16 protein-coding genes and 3 tRNA genes are annotated in these 14,580 nt (G+C 56.8%); 10 read left to right on the forward strand and 9 right to left on the reverse strand.

From position 1 onward, the window contains the following. Nucleotides 1-58: 58 nt before the first annotated feature. Nucleotides 59-589, reverse strand: a complete 531-nt coding sequence (locus tag EHN06_RS09530) for an isochorismatase family protein (RefSeq protein ID WP_127332326.1) — start codon at nt 587-589, stop codon at nt 59-61. A 222-nt stretch (nt 590-811) separates the two neighbouring features. Here EHN06_RS09530 and EHN06_RS09535 point away from each other — a divergent pair. Beyond that, nucleotides 812-902 (forward strand) — tRNA-Ser (locus tag EHN06_RS09535). 216 nt (nt 903-1,118) lie between these two features. Here the strand turns inward: EHN06_RS09535 and EHN06_RS09540 are convergent. Beyond that, the gene (locus EHN06_RS09540; RefSeq protein WP_127334400.1) at nt 1,119-1,397 is read right to left on the reverse strand and encodes an acylphosphatase; all 279 of its coding nucleotides are present in this window, start codon (nt 1,395-1,397) and stop codon (nt 1,119-1,121) included. A gap of 84 nt (nt 1,398-1,481) precedes the next feature. Between EHN06_RS09540 and EHN06_RS09545 the strand changes: the two genes are divergently transcribed. Then, on the forward strand, nt 1,482-2,243 hold the full coding sequence (locus EHN06_RS09545) for a fructosamine kinase family protein (RefSeq protein ID WP_127332328.1): 762 nt from the start codon (nt 1,482-1,484) through the stop codon (nt 2,241-2,243). Here the strand turns inward: EHN06_RS09545 and EHN06_RS09550 are convergent, their stop codons facing one another. Then, complete coding sequence (locus tag EHN06_RS09550) at nt 2,244-3,008, reverse strand: DUF938 domain-containing protein (RefSeq protein WP_127332330.1); 765 nt, start codon at nt 3,006-3,008, stop codon at nt 2,244-2,246. It abuts the gene before it with no gap. A gap of 16 nt (nt 3,009-3,024) precedes the next feature. After that, the gene (locus tag EHN06_RS09555) at nt 3,025-3,972 is read right to left on the reverse strand and encodes an AEC family transporter (RefSeq protein ID WP_127334401.1); all 948 of its coding nucleotides are present in this window, start codon (nt 3,970-3,972) and stop codon (nt 3,025-3,027) included. 200 nt (nt 3,973-4,172) lie between these two features. Between EHN06_RS09555 and EHN06_RS09560 the strand changes: the two genes are divergently transcribed. The 6 genes from EHN06_RS09560 (at nt 4,173) to pgsA (ending at nt 9,746) form a co-directional block, all read left to right on the forward strand. Beyond that, complete coding sequence (locus tag EHN06_RS09560; protein ID WP_127332332.1) at nt 4,173-4,619, forward strand: DUF1330 domain-containing protein; 447 nt, start codon at nt 4,173-4,175, stop codon at nt 4,617-4,619. Between the two features lie 54 nt (nt 4,620-4,673). Beyond that, nucleotides 4,674-6,281, forward strand: coding sequence for a methyl-accepting chemotaxis protein (locus EHN06_RS09565; protein WP_127332334.1), 1,608 nt, complete (start codon nt 4,674-4,676; stop codon nt 6,279-6,281). 63 nt (nt 6,282-6,344) lie between these two features. Further along, nucleotides 6,345-6,596, forward strand: coding sequence for a hypothetical protein (locus EHN06_RS09570; RefSeq protein ID WP_127332336.1), 252 nt, complete (start codon nt 6,345-6,347; stop codon nt 6,594-6,596). 103 nt (nt 6,597-6,699) lie between these two features. After that, nucleotides 6,700-7,362 carry a UvrY/SirA/GacA family response regulator transcription factor gene (uvrY, locus tag EHN06_RS09575; protein ID WP_127332338.1) on the forward strand — a complete coding sequence of 221 codons (663 nt, stop codon included), beginning with the start codon at nt 6,700-6,702 and terminating at the stop codon, nt 7,360-7,362. 55 nt (nt 7,363-7,417) lie between these two features. Then, nucleotides 7,418-9,184 carry an excinuclease ABC subunit UvrC gene (gene uvrC, locus EHN06_RS09580; protein WP_265936926.1) on the forward strand — a complete coding sequence of 589 codons (1,767 nt, stop codon included), beginning with the start codon at nt 7,418-7,420 and terminating at the stop codon, nt 9,182-9,184. A gap of 7 nt (nt 9,185-9,191) precedes the next feature. Beyond that, nucleotides 9,192-9,746, forward strand: a complete 555-nt coding sequence (gene pgsA, locus EHN06_RS09585) for a CDP-diacylglycerol--glycerol-3-phosphate 3-phosphatidyltransferase (protein WP_127332342.1) — start codon at nt 9,192-9,194, stop codon at nt 9,744-9,746. Here pgsA and EHN06_RS09590 read toward each other — a convergent pair. The 4 genes from EHN06_RS09590 to EHN06_RS09605 are packed head-to-tail and all read right to left on the reverse strand — an operon-like array spanning nt 9,743 to nt 13,258. Then, complete coding sequence (locus tag EHN06_RS09590) at nt 9,743-10,354, reverse strand: ABC-type transport auxiliary lipoprotein family protein (protein WP_127332344.1); 612 nt, start codon at nt 10,352-10,354, stop codon at nt 9,743-9,745. The two genes, pgsA and EHN06_RS09590, sit on opposite strands and share 4 nt — an antisense overlap. After that, on the reverse strand, nt 10,351-11,289 hold the full coding sequence (locus EHN06_RS09595; protein WP_127332346.1) for an MlaD family protein: 939 nt from the start codon (nt 11,287-11,289) through the stop codon (nt 10,351-10,353). Before EHN06_RS09595 ends, EHN06_RS09590 begins: the two co-directional genes overlap by 4 nt. Before the next feature lie 2 nt (nt 11,290-11,291). After that, on the reverse strand, nt 11,292-12,083 hold the full coding sequence (locus EHN06_RS09600) for an ABC transporter ATP-binding protein (RefSeq protein ID WP_127332348.1): 792 nt from the start codon (nt 12,081-12,083) through the stop codon (nt 11,292-11,294). 2 nt (nt 12,084-12,085) lie between these two features. Then, a complete protein-coding gene (locus tag EHN06_RS09605) occupies nt 12,086-13,258 on the reverse strand; it encodes an MlaE family ABC transporter permease (protein WP_127332350.1) in 1,173 nt (390 codons plus the stop codon). A 113-nt stretch (nt 13,259-13,371) separates the two neighbouring features. Between EHN06_RS09605 and EHN06_RS09610 the strand changes: the two genes are divergently transcribed. Together EHN06_RS09610 and EHN06_RS09615 are read left to right on the forward strand one after the other, a co-directional pair. Continuing rightward, nucleotides 13,372-13,447: transfer RNA gene (locus EHN06_RS09610), tRNA-Gly, on the forward strand. Nucleotides 13,448-13,541: 94 nt separating this feature from the next. Beyond that, a tRNA-Cys gene (locus EHN06_RS09615) sits at nt 13,542-13,615 on the forward strand. Between the two features lie 93 nt (nt 13,616-13,708). Here EHN06_RS09615 and EHN06_RS09620 read toward each other — a convergent pair. Beyond that, entirely contained in the window at nt 13,709-14,563 is an 855-nt protein-coding gene (locus EHN06_RS09620) for a PA4780 family RIO1-like protein kinase (protein ID WP_127332352.1), read from the reverse strand. Nucleotides 14,564-14,580 lie beyond the last annotated feature (17 nt).

Below are 14,580 nucleotides of genomic sequence, written 5' to 3' on the forward strand. Positions count from 1 at the left end.
ATTCCCTGGTACCGGCGAATGCACCTTTGGGAATACGTCGTGGATATTGGGTGTGGTGCTATTTGATCAACCCCTGAATGTCGCGAAAACGTGGGTGTTTGCAATGGCGCAGCCATTCGAACGCCACCATCTCCACCGTCACAATCCTGGCGCCACTCTGGTGCAGGCGATCCAGGGCTATATCCCGGTCCAGATCATCGCGGGAGCCTGTGGCGTCTGCAACTGCCCAGACCTTGTATCCCGCATCCACCAGGCTCAGTGCGGTCTGCATCATGCAAACATGGGTTTCACAGCCACCAATAACGATTTGTTGGCGTCCCTCGGGTAACTGATCGATCAACCCGTCGGGGCAGGCGTCGAAATGGTATTTCTCAACGACCTGATCACATAGCTCACGAACGTCCGGGACAGTATGCCCGAGCTTTTCAGGGAGTTGCTCCGTTCCCACGACAGGCACCTCCAGCAAGCCGGCGATGGTGGCCAATGTCGTACATTGGCTAATGACGTCTCCGCCGAAGGCAATCGAGGGCATCAACTTTTCCTGCAGATCAATGAGTATCAGGATGGACTGGTCGGCTTTCATCAGCATTGTTGTTCTCCTTGTATGAGGCTGAGGTGCGGCTCTGTTGTTCCTCCCACTACAGTTCCTACAGTAACGATAGCCCTGAAAGCGCTCAATCGTTAACCGATCTCAACCTACAGTGTAATTTTTTCCATGATTTTTCCAAAGAGAGTTGCCAAACGCCTGAAAATTCATTAGAGTTTGCGCCCTCAAATGAGTGACGACATCACTGATTTGGAACAGTTTATTGGAGAGGTGGCCGAGTGGCTGAAGGCGCACGCCTGGAAAGTGTGTAAACGTTAATAGCGTTTCGAGGGTTCGAATCCCTCCCTCTCCGCCAATACAAAACCCCAGCATCGCTGGGGTTTTTTATTGGCTGATTGGCAGGGTAAGAAGAACCCTCGCGGGTTCGACCGAAGCCTGCAAAGCAGGCTGAGGAACGTCGGAGCAAAGCGACGACGGCCCCGAAGGGGTGAGGGCCGAAGGCCCGAATAATCCCTCCCTCTCCGCCAATACAAAACCCCAGCAGCAATGCTGGGGTTTTTATTTCAGTACCTCAGTTTTTTATCCTGAATTCCCGAAATTCCTCGGATGCCGGCGCCTCCGCAACATCCACTCTCGTGACTCTGGCTGCCGGTGGTCCTTCCTCGCACCAATCTTTTAACGCCTGAAGGTCCTCCTGCAAGCCTTCCGCCACAATTTCTACCCGGCCGTCAGGAAGATTCTTTGCGTATCCGGTGAGGTGTAGCCGCCTGGCCACATCCTCGGTGGAGGCGCGGTAATACACACCCTGAACCTTACCTGAAACCAACATTATCCAGCGCTTGTACATGATGGTCTTTCCTGTTTTTTGTGGCGTGGTACGCTGACTATCAATGTAAAGCCCTGGCTGGGAGAGCTCAAGAGCGGGAATGGGGAAATGGCGATTTACCGAAAGCACAATCACTCAGGGTATCCGGACGCCCTGATCCGCGAATCGGAAGGGCTTGAGTTACTTCGTTCCGGGCTGCAGGCTGCCGGCCCGTTCCCGGGGATTCGCGTGCCAGAGGTCTTCCATGTTGATGATTCGGTGTTGGAAATGGAGGCCGTCAAGGCAGGGCCTTCATCCGATGCCACTCTGGCAATGCTGGGGGAGGGGCTTGCCAGACTGCACCAGTTACCGCAGCCGTTCTATGGCCTGGATGCCAACAACTACATTGGCCTGTCACCACAGATTAATGGCCGCTTTGAGCATTGGGGCCATTTCTTCGTGACGCACCGGCTTGGCTACCAAGTGCAGTTGATCCGAAACGAAACTGTGCGCCAGGAGTTTCAGGCCATTCTGGATAGTAGCGCAACTGAGCTGGAAGCCTGGCTGGATGCCCGCTGCGCAAAACCCAGCCTGCTACACGGTGATTTGTGGAGCGGGAATGCCCTGTTTGACGGGGAAGTTCCGTGGTTGATCGATCCGGCTGTGTATTTTGGTGACCGGGAAGCGGATGTGGCGATGACGGAAATGTTCGGTGGCTTTGGGGCTGCATTCTACCGCGCTTACGATTCGGTCTGGCCCCGCAGCGCTGATTACCCGCTAAAACGGGAGGTCTACAACCTCTACCACTACCTGAATCACTATAACCTGTTTGGCGGGGGCTACCTGAGCGGTTGCCGTCGGGGCTTTGGTATTCTGGCCGATATCCGTTGATCAGCGTTTACGCCACACAAGGAACCGGTTATTGGCCGGCATGTCAAAGTCGTTTTCCAGCGCCAGGCCAGTACGGGCCGCCATCTCTTGCATGTCCTCGATATGACGAATGCCCATGTGCGCATTGCGTGCCCTCAGGTAGTGGTCAAACTGCCGGTTGCTTTCGCTGGTCCAGGTGCCCTGGTAGTTGAAAGGGCCGTAGAGGCAGAACGCATCCCCCTCACGTAATCGCCCGGCCAGTCCGGAAAACATGGCCTCGACTTCCTCCCAGGCCATGATATGTGCTGTATTGGCGGAAAAAGCACCCTGTATATCCGGTATCGGCCAATCGGTATTACCGACGTCGAGGGGCACCGGGGCCCGGATGTTGGTCAGCCGGGTCTCTTCAAGCCAGGGCAGGCAGAGTTGGTAATTATCCGGATGGTCACTCGGTTGCCAGGTCAGATGGGGTAAATGCTCGGCAAAATAAACGGCATGTTGTCCGGTTCCCGTACCCACTTCGAGAATGGTGCCTGGCTTGTTGAAGACCAGGCTCAGTTTTTCAAGAATGAACGGCTTGTTGTTTTCGCACGCCTGTGAGTAAGGTTTTCCGTGATTCATAAACCACCTCTGCTGACTATGCTCGGCAAAATAAACGGCATGTTGTCCGGTTCCCGTACCCACTTCGAGAATGGTGCCTGGCTTGTTGAAGACCAGGCTCAGTTTTTCAAGAATGAACGGCTTGTTGTTTTCGCACGCCTGTGAGTAAGGTTTTCCGTGATTCATAAACCACCTCTGCTGACTAGATGATGCCCTGGCTCCGCAACAGGAACACGCCCAGGGTTATCGTGACACTGGCCGTCAACGTCGTAAGCGCAATGATGTTGGCGGCCAGCCGATCATTCCCACCGAGTGCCTTGACCATAACAAAACTGGCTGCGGCCGTGGGGCTGGCGAAGAACAGAAACATCAGGCCGAGCTCGGCGCCCCGAAACCCTGACAGCCAGGCTGCGCCGGTGCACAGAGCGGGGAGGGTAACCATTTTCATCAGGCTGGAGCTGATGGCAACACGGCTGTCGCTGCGTATGGCACTGAGGGATACGGTCGCCCCGATACAGAGCAGGGCCAGAGGCAGTGTCAGGGACGCAAAGTAGTCTCCGCTGATCATAACCCAGGTCGGAAAGGACACCTCCCACCAGGCAAAGGGAATGGCCAGGATGACCGAAATAATAAGCGGGTTGCGGACAATGTCCCTGAGAATGCGCCGCCAACTGGCGGACTTTCCGGGTTGGTAAGCCAGCAAGACCACCACCGAAAGTGCGTTGTAGGAGATAATCACCAGGCCCAGCAGGATGCCGCCAGCGGACAGCCCGTAGTCGCCGTATAGGCTGGCGGCGAGGGCCAACCCCACAATGCCGCAGTTACCCCTGAACGCGCCCTGGGCGTACACGCCGCGGTCCTCCCGTGGCACGCGCCAGACTGCCCAGCCCCACACCAGGGCAAAGCTCGCCAGTGTCGCCGCCAGAAAGAACCCCAGCAGGTGAACGTTCAGGGCTGTTTCCAGATCCGCGCGAATGATGCTGAGAAAGACCAGGGTTGGCAGGGTGGCCTTGAATACAAGGGCAGAGGCTGTGTTGACGAATTCGCCATTGATCCACCCAACTCGTCTCAATCCCAGCCCGATAAACACCATGGCGAACACAGGCAGGGTGGTTTCCAGAGTTTGGCGAAAGATGTCCAGGAGCGTCATGTTTCTGATCTCGGGCGAGAAAATGGTAGCAAGCATACAGATTATCCGGGCAAGATCCCATGGTGCTGCCCAGGCGGATGTTCAGGCTGAATGAAATGTAATTGAAAGGTTTTGGTCTCGAAGGGGCATGCTGGGCTATAGTTAGCCGGATATTTACAAAATATAACGAAAGTTCAGAGCCTGACGAATCAAGGAAACTCATGGAAACCGTTAATCCGACCCCGGAACAACTTCAGAAAGTGCTGGCAAATACGCCAAAGGATCAACCGGTCGTCATGTTGAACCTGTTGCGTTTTCGCGAGCGCGCCGACTACGAGGACGAGTCTGCGGACCGTTCGGGAAGGGAGGCGTATTCGTTATACATGCAGGAGGCTGCCGACTGTGTTCGTGCGGTTGGGGCTGAGGTGATCTGGTCCGGTCGCAGCGTCGGGTCGCTGATTGCACCTCCGGATGAATCCTGGGATCAGGTATTGCTGGTTCGTTACCCCTCCATTGATGCGTTCATGACGATGATTGAAAGCCCTGAATACAAGGGAGTCGTCAAGCATCGCACAGCGGCGCTGAGAGACTCACGACTGGTGGCCAATCTCGAGGGCAGGCCGGCTAGTCCGCCTGCCAGTAACTGGCGGGCGCCACCGCTGCAATAAAAGTGTCACGGAATTGGCATAACCTCCACCGCAAAGCCTGCATGTGGAGTTGTCATGCTCAGAACTGTCCGTAGTCGTATCCTGTTTTTCTCCTGCCTCTCAGTCTTTGCCGTGCTTGGCCTGGGTTTGCTGTCCTGGGCCATCATCACGAAGGCGGAGCAGGCATCGGAGCAACTGATCAAGGACAATCTGGCGGAATCCTGGTTACTGGAAGACCTGGAAGCCGATCATCGACGGCTTCAGGACCTGGCGTACAAAGTAAAGGCGCAATTGTTGCTGTGGGATGAGATCGATGATGAGTTCCAGTCTGTTCAGCAGTCGCTTGCAAAACACTGGAGCGCGATAGACGCCAACCCCTTGCTGGCAGCCTGGGCGAAAGAAAACCGTGACCGATTTGCCAAAGTGCAGTCACTGCTGGCTGACCTGTCTTCCGGGATTGAAGAGCAGAGCTATTATCGGGTGGGGCAGGTTGTTGATTTCAAGCTTTTCCCGGCATTGGAGCCGATGCTTGAGTCCATTGCTGATCGTCGGGAGGCCAGCCGCAAGCAGATCGACGCCGGCGCACAGGATTTGCTGGCCTTTCTGGCAACCCAGCAAGCCTATCTTGTGGCGGGATCTGTCACGTTTGTGCTGGCAGTGCTTTTGATGACCCTGTGGTTGAGGGCAACAGTCATTATCAGGCTACGGCGGATAGAGCGTGACCTGAATCTCATGGAAGCAACGGCAGACCTGACGAAGGTGCCTGCCGTATCGGGGCGGGACGAGGTGGCTGGCGTCAGTGCGGCCTTGAGTGGCCTGGTGGTGAAGTTCGAAGGCTTTATCAGCGACATACGCAAGGCGTCTGACAGTCTGGACCATCGCTCGGCATCGCTGGATGTCCAGGCTGGGGATGTTCAGGCTTCTACTGATCGCACTCGCTCCCAGATCACGGACGTCAGTCAGTCCATGTCTGCCATTGCCGATCAGGCGACGGCCATTGAAGCCGCTTCAGCCAATGCAGCCGATACCGTGCGCCAGGCGGCAACGGCGAATGAGGGTGTTCAGGAAGGCCTCCGCCAAAGCGAAAGCGGGGCCGAGCACGCCATCGAGGTCATTGCACGAGTGTCGTCGGCCATTCAGGAACTTGGTGGTTCAACCGTCAGGATTGAGCAGGTCATCGGTGTCATCGCCGATATCGCGGAGCAAACCAACCTTCTGGCGCTGAACGCCGCCATTGAGGCGGCCAGGGCAGGGGAGCACGGTCGGGGGTTTGCGGTTGTTGCAGATGAGGTGAGAACGCTTTCCAGGCGCACTGCCGATTCCACCACTCAAATCAGTCAATGGGTGCGGGATCTGGTGCAAGGCGTTGGCAACGTGGACGGACTGCTCGCTGAGATGAGGGAGGCCGGGATGAGCAACCGGAACAATCTTGACGCCCTCAAGGATCACCTGATCGAACTGGGTACCCGTTTCAAGGACCTTCAAACGCGAACGGATGAGATTAACGCTGCGGTCTGTCATCAGCGGGGAGAAATTCAGCGGGTTGGCCGGCGCTCAGCGGTTCTGGACGACAGTGCCGATGCACTGAGTCGCAGCGTGGACAACACCCGGAAAATCAGTGAGGCGCTCGGTCAGGAGTCCGTGTCGATGCGACAATTAATTGCAAGGTTTCGCACAACTTAACAGTAACAACCCTTCACCGAGACTTCCCCAGGCCTTATGATAAGTCCTTGAAAGGGAGGAATCATGATCGACGATGCCAGCCAGTACCCTCAGGCCGACCCCAGGCAGGAAAAGTTCGTGGTTGATACGGAGTTGCTCTCCGATGATCAGATAGACGGACTTGTGGATGAATATTGCACTCGTTATCACGGCCTGAATGACACAGAGAACCCGATGGATGAGCGGGGCAGGGTAAAATCCGCGGTCAAGCGGGGGGATCTGGTGGTGTGGTTCGATCCGGTGGAGAACACGGCCGGACTGGGTGTTCCTGCTTGAGCGTTTATTCATGTTTCATGAATCCTCGGGAATAGCTACCCCGGGGTTTCTTTAAACGGTACAATCCCGCTGTTTTTACCAGCAGCCGTGTGCGAGGTGAGTTTTGATCAGGGTATTGGTTGTTGATGACCATGAGCTGGTGCGCTCCGGGATTACCCGGATGCTGGCGGATAACCCCGACATAGACGTCATCGGCGAGGCCTCATCCGGTGAGGACGCCATTGAGTTTGTGCGCAAGCAAACACCGGACATTGTCCTGATGGACATCCGTATGCCCGGTATCGGTGGCCTGGAAGCAACACGCCGGATCCTGCGGATTGATGACAGCATTCGGGTCATTGTCGTGACTGCCTGCGCCGACGATCCCTATCCCACGCGTGTGATGCAAAGTGGTGCGTCGGCCTATATCACCAAGGGTGCTGATATCAAGGAAATGGTGCGAGCTATCCGTATGGCTCATTCCGGCCAGCGCTATATCAGCCCCGAGATTGCCCAGAAAATGGCGCTTAAGCAACTGGGGGGCGATCTTAACGGTGAAGACGGCGCTCTCTCCCTGTTTGATCGCTTGTCAGAGCGGGAAATGCAGATTGCCATGATGGTCGTGGACTGTCAGAAGGTTCAGGACATTTCCGACAAGCTCTGTCTCAGTCCAAAAACCGTCAACAGTTACCGTTACCGGATATTCGAGAAGCTGGAAATCTCCAGTGACGTTGAGCTCGCTTTAATGGCGGTACGGCTCGGGTTGCTTGATGCCGACCAAGTCTGAATTCGACTCCCAAAGTTTCCTGAAGCAGCTCACCGAACGACCTGGCGTCTACCGAATGTACGACGAAGGGGGTTCGGTGCTCTATGTGGGCAAGGCCCGCAATCTGAGGAAGCGTGTAGGCAGCTACTTCCGCAAGTCTGGTCTGGCGCCAAAGACCGAAGCGCTGGTGGCAAAGATAGCGTCCATAGAGGTGACCATTACCGGCAGTGAGACCGAGGCTCTGCTGCTGGAGCAGAACCTCATCAAGTCTCTGAGGCCACCCTACAATATCCTGCTTCGGGACGATAAATCCTACCCGTATATCTACCTGTCATCCCATGAGGACTACCCCTCGCTGACATTTCGCCGAGGGCGCACGAAGAAAGGCGGCGGTACCTGGTTCGGACCGTTTCCCAGCTCGGGAGCGGTCAAGGAAAGTCTTAATATTCTACAAAAGGTCTTCCGCATAAGGTCTTGTAGTGAAAGTTATTTCAGGAACAGAACCCGCCCCTGTCTTCAGTATCAGATCAATCGGTGCACGGCACCTTGCGTGGAATACATATCTCCGGAAGACTATCGCGAGGATGTGCGCCACGCCACGATGTTTCTGGAAGGGAAAAATCCCGCCATTATCCACGACCTGATGGAGGCGATGGAGAAAGCCTCACAGAACCTGGAATTCGAGAAAGCGGCCGCCTATCGCGACCAGATTAACCATCTCCGTCACGTGCAGGAGCAGCAGTCCGTGGACGGGGAGGGCGGTGATGCCGATGTGGTTGCCATTGCCCAGGATGCCGGTGTCGTCTGCATCGTGGTGATTATTGTGCGCGGTGGTCGGGTGCTGGGCACCAAGGATTACTTTCCCCGCTATTCGATAGAACAGTCGGAAGGTGAGCTGCTGAGTGCGTTCCTGGGGCAGTACTATTTTGGTGGCAACACCCGCAGGGAGATTCCCCAGGATATCCTGGTCCCGGTGGAGGTCGAGGGCGAGTCGTTGCTGGCGCAGGCACTGAGCGAGTCGGCCGGCCGGGACACCCGCATCCGCCGCAACGTTCGTGGTGAGCGTCGTAAATGGCTGGAGCTGGCGGTGACCAATGCGCGCCAGACCCTGTTGAGCCATCTGGCCAGTAAGGAAACCGTGTATCGTCGATTGCTGGCGTTGCGGGACATGCTGGAGCTGGCGGAGACGCCGTCACGGATGGAATGTTTCGACATCAGCCACAGTCATGGCGAAAACACGGTCGCATCTTGCGTGGTTTTCGATGAAAATGGGCCGCTTAAGAGTGACTACCGGCTGTACAACATTGAAGGTGTCACCGCCGGCGACGATTACGCTGCCATGCGCCAGGTGTTGACTCGCCGATATAAGCGGATGGTCTCCGGAGAGGGTAAGCGTCCGGACCTGGTGTTTATTGACGGCGGTAAGGGGCAATTGAATATTGCCCGGGAAGTCTTTGATGAGCTGGGTATTTCCGATATTCCGCTGATTGGTGTTGCCAAGGGCGTGACCCGTCGGGCGGGTATGGAGCAGTTGATCGATGCGATGACGGGGGATGTGTTTCGGGTACCGGCGGATTCACCCGCCTTGCACCTGATACAACACATCCGGGATGAATCCCATCGCTTTGCCATTACCGGCCACCGTGCCCGGCGGGACAAGAAACGCCGGCAGTCGACTCTGGAAGGTATCGAGGGTGTGGGGCCGAAGCGCCGGCGGGACCTCATTCGCTACTTCGGTGGCATACAGGAACTTCGTAAAGCCAGCGTTGATGAGATGGCCAAGGTCCAGGGCATCAGCAAGTCACTGGCGGAAACCATCTACGCAGCATTGCACGACGAGTAAGGACAGCATGAATTTACCGAACGTACTGACGCTATCCCGCATTGTGATGATCCCGGTCTTTGTGGTGATTTTTTACCTGCCGGTGCAATGGAGCTATCTGGTCAGCGCGGCCATTTTTGCCCTTGCCGGTGTCACCGACTGGCTGGATGGCTACCTGGCGAGAAAACTTGACCAGAGCACACCTTTTGGAGCGTTCCTGGACCCGGTCGCCGACAAGTTGATGGTGGCGGTTGCCCTGACTGTGCTGATAGAAGAGCACGCCAGCCTGATCCTGACGATACCGGCCACGGTCATTATTGGCCGGGAAATTGTCATCTCCGCCTTGCGTGAATGGATGGCCGAGATTGGCAGTCGTGCCAGCGTTGCGGTTTCCTACATCGGCAAGATCAAAACCACGGCCCAGATGGTCTCGATCATTACCCTGCTGGCTTTTCCGCCAGGTGTTCTGTGGTCCTGGGTCGGCGTCGGATTATTATACGTTGCTGCGGTACTGACGTTCTGGTCGATGATTCTTTATCTTCAGGCCGCCTGGCCGGACCTGTTCCCCAGACAGGAGTCCTAATCTCCCAGGCATTCGCTGAGCCAGCCAAGTAACTGCTGGCTCAGTTCCTCGCTACCACGGCCAAAGGCCTTAACCACCTGATCGATATCTGCACCGCTGGCGTCGGTCGTTATCCTGAAATTTCTTGTACAAAGGGTAGTCCGCGAACGGTTGTCCATGAGTTGGGCATACAGGGAAACAAGCACCTGAACACCGTTGCTTCCGGATTCGCTGTGAAAACCATAAAGATCACTGATGAGCGTGACGTCGCTGCCGGTGGGGCTGGTTTCGTTGACCACCCCCTGGAAGCGCCCGTCCTGCCGTATCGAAGCGATCATCATTTCACGCAAAAGAACCGGAGCGGTATCGCGCCAGCGGACGCCGCCATAAATCTGGTATTCGTGGGGCGCGGGCTTTGTCAGTATCCGCGAGCTGTCGAAGGGTTCTGTGGCCTGGGGTGTGTCGACCCGCAGGGTTTTATCCAGAGGCGGTGCACTGTCTTGTGCTGACAGTCCCGTTGCCGGAATGTCCATCACCCGGGGTGGTTCGTGATCAGGGAAGACCGTGCACCCTGTTGTCATGCCAATCATTACAATGGCGGTCATTATGACGATCAGACGGGCTGTCATTGCGGTATCTCCTGAATGGTTTCCCGGCTCCAGATCGTGCTGGTGGGGTCGTCCTCAAGACGGCGGGTGAAGTGATTGAGGTTCCTGAGCGTACTGCGCAGTTCCCGAAGTGCGGGGGACAGTTCGCCCAGTCCCTGGAGGCCTTCATCCAGCGCGCCCTCGTTATTGGCTGTCAGCTGCTCAATTCGGGTCGCCGTGGTCTGGATTGAGGCAATGGCACTGTTGAGCGCCGCCAGGGTCTGTTTGCCTTCATTCTGCAGCAGATTGTCGGCATTATCGGCAAACGCGGTGACCCGTTCTGATGCCTCAGCCGCGCGCACGCTGGCGTCATTCATGCGCTCCATCAGATCTTCAAGTTCGTCCCTTCGGGCCATAAGTCCATCGGTGGCTGTCCGTGTATTACGCAGGATGGTGGTCAGGTTCTCACTGTTTTCCGGAGAAAACAGCGCATTGGCGTTTGTCAGCAAACGTTCGGCCTTGCTCAGCAGTGCTTCGCCATTATCCAGCAGTGAGGTGAATACCGATGGTTCGGCCATGATCAGTGGCGGGTCGTTGCGGCTGCCTTCAATGATAGGGCTGTCACTGGTGCCGCCCCGGAAGCGCACGCTCATGCTGCCGGTAATATTGGCAAGCACGAGGCCGACCCGCGTGTTTTCACGTATCTTGACGTTGTCGTCAACACGGATCAGAACCCGGACGTGACTGGGGTTGTCGGGATCCAGGGTCAGATCCATGACTTCACCGACCTCCACGCCACTGTATTGCACCGGGTTGCCCTTGGATAGACCGCTGACGGGGTGATCAAATCCGATCTCATACCAGGCCCACTCCCGGTCGGTTGCTGTCTTACCCAGCCAGAGCGCAAACACCAGGGCCGCGGCGGCGGTCACCACGGTAAACAGTCCGATAATCACATGGTGAGCTTTGGGTTCCATAGTTACTGCTCCTGAATCCCGCCTGTTGCCGAGTAAGCGGCTGCGCGACCGCGGGGGCCGTGAAAATAGTCCCGTACCCACGCATCATCGGTCGTTTCAACCACCTCAAGGCTATCGGCTACCAGTACTTTTTTCTGTGACAAAACCGCAACCCGGTCGCAGGTGCTGTACAGCGTATCCAGATCGTGGGTCACCATGAAGACCGTCAGTCCCAGCGCATCCCGCAAGGTTTTGATCAACCGGTCAAAAGCCGCCGCACCGATGGGGTCCAGGCCGGCTGTCGGCTCGTCCAGGAAAAGTATTTCCGGGTCCAGGGCGAGGGCCCGCGCCAGGGCGGCACGCTTGACCATGCCGCCGGACAGTTCCGCCGGGTACTTAAGCGCGGCCTCGGGTGGCAGTCCCGTCAGGGCCAGCTTCATCTGGGCCAGGTGTTCCGCCATGGGACGTGTCAGGCCTGCGTGCTCCATCAGGGGCACGGCAATGTTTTCCCTGAGGTTCAGGGATGTGAACAGGGCGCCTCCCTGAAACAGAATGCCAAAACGCTGTTCTGTCCGGGAACGCTCCCGCTCCGGCAACGCCCATAGGTTTTGACCAAATACCCGAATGTCACCCGAAGAGGGATGGTGCAAGCCAACAATGCTCCGTAGCAGCACGGATTTTCCAGTGCCCGACCCGCCAACGACACCGAGAATCTCACCGCGCCGGATATCCAGGTCCAGGCCATCGTGCACGACATGGGCGCCGAACCGGTTTCCCAAGCCTCTGACTTCTACCAGAATGCGTTCCTCTTCCATGCTTACCAGCCCATCTCCATGAAGAATAGCGCAGCGATCGAATCCAGCAGGATCACCATGAAGATCGATTGCACCACGCTGGAAGTGGTGTGTTCGCCTACGGATTGAGCACTGCCGTTAACTTTGAATCCTTCGAGGCAGCCGATGACGGCAATCAGGAAGGCAAAAACTGGCGCCTTGCTGAGTCCCACCAGGAAGTGCCTGAGGGCAATATCCTGCTCAACAATGGCGAGGAACTGGGTGGGAGAAATATCCAGCACCAGGGCGCACACCGCCGCACCGCCCGCTATTCCGGAGATCATCCCGACGAAGGTCAGCAGAGGCAGGCTGATCATCATCGCCAACACCCTTGGGAGCACCAGCAGCTCCACTGGGCTGAGGCCAAGGGTGCGAATGGCATCCAGCTCTTCGTTAACCTTCATGGCGCCAATGTGGGCGGTAAAGGAGCTTGCCGTACGGCCAGCCAGCAGGATTGCGGCCAGCAACACCCCGAATTCCCGCAGAAAGGAAAAGGCCACCAGATTGACGGTGTAGATGGTGGCGCCGAAAGCTTCCAGCACAGTGGCACCGAGAAACGCCACGACCGCACCCACCAGGAACGTCAGTAGTGCCACAATGGGCAGGGCGTTGAGGCCGGTATCCTGAACCGAGGCGACGAAGGACGTTACCCGCCAGCGACGAGGCCGCGGCAGGTTGTAGGCCAGTACGGCGAGGGTTTCACCGATGAAGGCGACAAGAAGCCGGAGCAGGTCGTACAGTTCCTCTACCCGTTGTCCGGTAGCGGCCAGGAACACCTTCACCGGGCTATACGAGGGTGGCTGTGGCTCACCCCGGTTACCCATGGCCGTAGCCACCGCATGGAGCAGGGCGCGCCTTTCCCTGGTGAGCCCGGAGGCGGTGTCCGCCAGATCCGCCAGGGCCTGCGCCCCCAGTAGTTCCGCCAACAGGGCTGCGCCAGCGGTATCGACACGGCCCAGACTGGATATGTCACCTTGCAGGGTACTGGAGGAAAGGGTGCCCAGAATCCGGCTCACCCTGGCCTGCAACTCAGAGTAATGATCGAGTATCCAATCCCCCTGGATCGTCAATTGGCTGCCGTTTGCCAGAATTTCACCACACACGCTTGGCGTGGACGTTGTTCCGGCGGAACTGGACGACGGAGATGTTGACGTCATGGTGCTCCCTGGAGTTGCTCAATTATTATCCATAAAACGCTGGTAAAACAAAAAGTTGAAAAAAGTGGTTGACGCAAACGGTCGAATCCGTAGAATACGCCCTCGTTGACCAAGCGGGAATAGCTCAGTTGGTAGAGCACAACCTTGCCAAGGTTGGGGTCGCGAGTTCGAATCTCGTTTCCCGCTCCAATTTTTCCAGTTTAACTGGTTTAAAGGTCAACACAGTCTCTCACAGCCCACCTGAGAGCATGAAAGTCCTTAAAATTCCTTCGGACTTTTCCCCGGCGCGGTGGCAGAGTGGTTATGCAGCGGACTGCAACTCCGTGTACGCCGGTTCGATTCCGACCCGCGCCTCCAATTTTTCCTGTTCTGACCCGATATTACATTAGCCCGTAATGCAGGTTTATGTTGGCAGCGGATGCCTGTGCGCTCGTGGTTTTCCCGAACGGCTCAATCGTCCTCTTCCATTTGCGCTCTTTCCTTCCGCTCCATCTCCTCCAGCTTCGCGGCATCGATTACCGCCATGAGTTCATCGACATCCGCGCTGTGGGTGTCCTGCTCGAAGCAGCCGGTCAGCTTGCTGTCAGGGCTTAGTTCGCCGCCCTCGTAGAGTGCCCAGATCTCCTGGCCATAATCCGTTGCCAGCAGGTCCGGTGCGTACTTGCCAAAGTGGCGGCGCATGTTATCGACATCCCGCAGCAGCATGCGCTGGGCATTGTTATTGCCCGCTGCGTTGACGGCCTGGGGCAGGTCAATGATAACCGGGCCCTGGGCATCCACCAGTACATTGAACTCGGACAGGTCGCCATGGATAAGGCCGGCGGCGAGCATGCGGACAATCTCGGTCATGACCCGGTCGTGGTAAAGCCGGGCGAGGTCCGGCGTAAGCGTGACGTCATCGAGTCGTGGTGCGGCTTTGCCGTCCTCATCGGCGATCATTTCCATCAACAGCACGCCATCCACAAATCCCAAAGGCTGGGGCACCCGCACGCCGGCCGATTCCAATCGGTACAAGGCATCGACCTCGGCATTGAGCCAGGCATCTTCCTGCTCTTTCTGGCCATAGCGTGTTTTCTTGCTCATGGCCCTGGCGCGTCGGCTGTTCCGAACTTTGCGGCCTTCCTGGTATTCCACGGCTTGCTTGAAGCTGCGCTTCTGCGCCTCCTTGAACACCTTGGCGCATCGCAGGTGGTCACCGCAGCGCACCACATAAACCTGTGCTTCCTTACCGCTCATAAGCTGGTACATCACTTCGTCCACCATGCCGTCATTGACAAGGGGCTGTAATCTCTTCGGTACTTTCATAAAACCTTTCTGGTTAA

This window comes from Marinobacter sp. NP-4(2019) (assembly GCF_003994855.1).
In the GTDB taxonomy this organism is placed as follows: Bacteria; Pseudomonadota; Gammaproteobacteria; order Pseudomonadales; family Oleiphilaceae; genus Marinobacter.

Excerpts from the sequence above, each read along its gene's own strand:
- EHN06_RS09560 (WP_127332332.1), top strand. The coding sequence starts at position 4,173 with ATGGAAACCGTTAATCCGACCCCGGAACAACTTCAGAAAGTGCTGGCA.
- EHN06_RS09530 (WP_127332326.1), bottom strand. The coding sequence starts at position 589 with ATGCTGATGAAAGCCGACCAGTCCATCCTGATACTCATTGATCTGCAG.
- uvrC (WP_265936926.1), top strand. The coding sequence starts at position 7,418 with ATGTACGACGAAGGGGGTTCGGTGCTCTATGTGGGCAAGGCCCGCAAT.
- EHN06_RS09600 (WP_127332348.1), bottom strand. The coding sequence starts at position 12,083 with ATGGAAGAGGAACGCATTCTGGTAGAAGTCAGAGGCTTGGGAAACCGG.
- EHN06_RS09550 (WP_127332330.1), bottom strand. The coding sequence starts at position 3,008 with ATGAATCACGGAAAACCTTACTCACAGGCGTGCGAAAACAACAAGCCG.
- EHN06_RS09565 (WP_127332334.1), top strand. The coding sequence starts at position 4,674 with ATGCTCAGAACTGTCCGTAGTCGTATCCTGTTTTTCTCCTGCCTCTCA.
- EHN06_RS09605 (WP_127332350.1), bottom strand. The coding sequence starts at position 13,258 with ATGACGTCAACATCTCCGTCGTCCAGTTCCGCCGGAACAACGTCCACG.
- EHN06_RS09555 (WP_127334401.1), bottom strand. The coding sequence starts at position 3,972 with ATGACGCTCCTGGACATCTTTCGCCAAACTCTGGAAACCACCCTGCCT.
- EHN06_RS09620 (WP_127332352.1), bottom strand. The coding sequence starts at position 14,563 with ATGAAAGTACCGAAGAGATTACAGCCCCTTGTCAATGACGGCATGGTG.
- EHN06_RS09595 (WP_127332346.1), bottom strand. The coding sequence starts at position 11,289 with ATGGAACCCAAAGCTCACCATGTGATTATCGGACTGTTTACCGTGGTG.
- EHN06_RS09545 (WP_127332328.1), top strand. The coding sequence starts at position 1,482 with ATGGCGATTTACCGAAAGCACAATCACTCAGGGTATCCGGACGCCCTG.
- EHN06_RS09570 (WP_127332336.1), top strand. The coding sequence starts at position 6,345 with ATGATCGACGATGCCAGCCAGTACCCTCAGGCCGACCCCAGGCAGGAA.
- pgsA (WP_127332342.1), top strand. The coding sequence starts at position 9,192 with ATGAATTTACCGAACGTACTGACGCTATCCCGCATTGTGATGATCCCG.
- EHN06_RS09590 (WP_127332344.1), bottom strand. The coding sequence starts at position 10,354 with ATGACAGCCCGTCTGATCGTCATAATGACCGCCATTGTAATGATTGGC.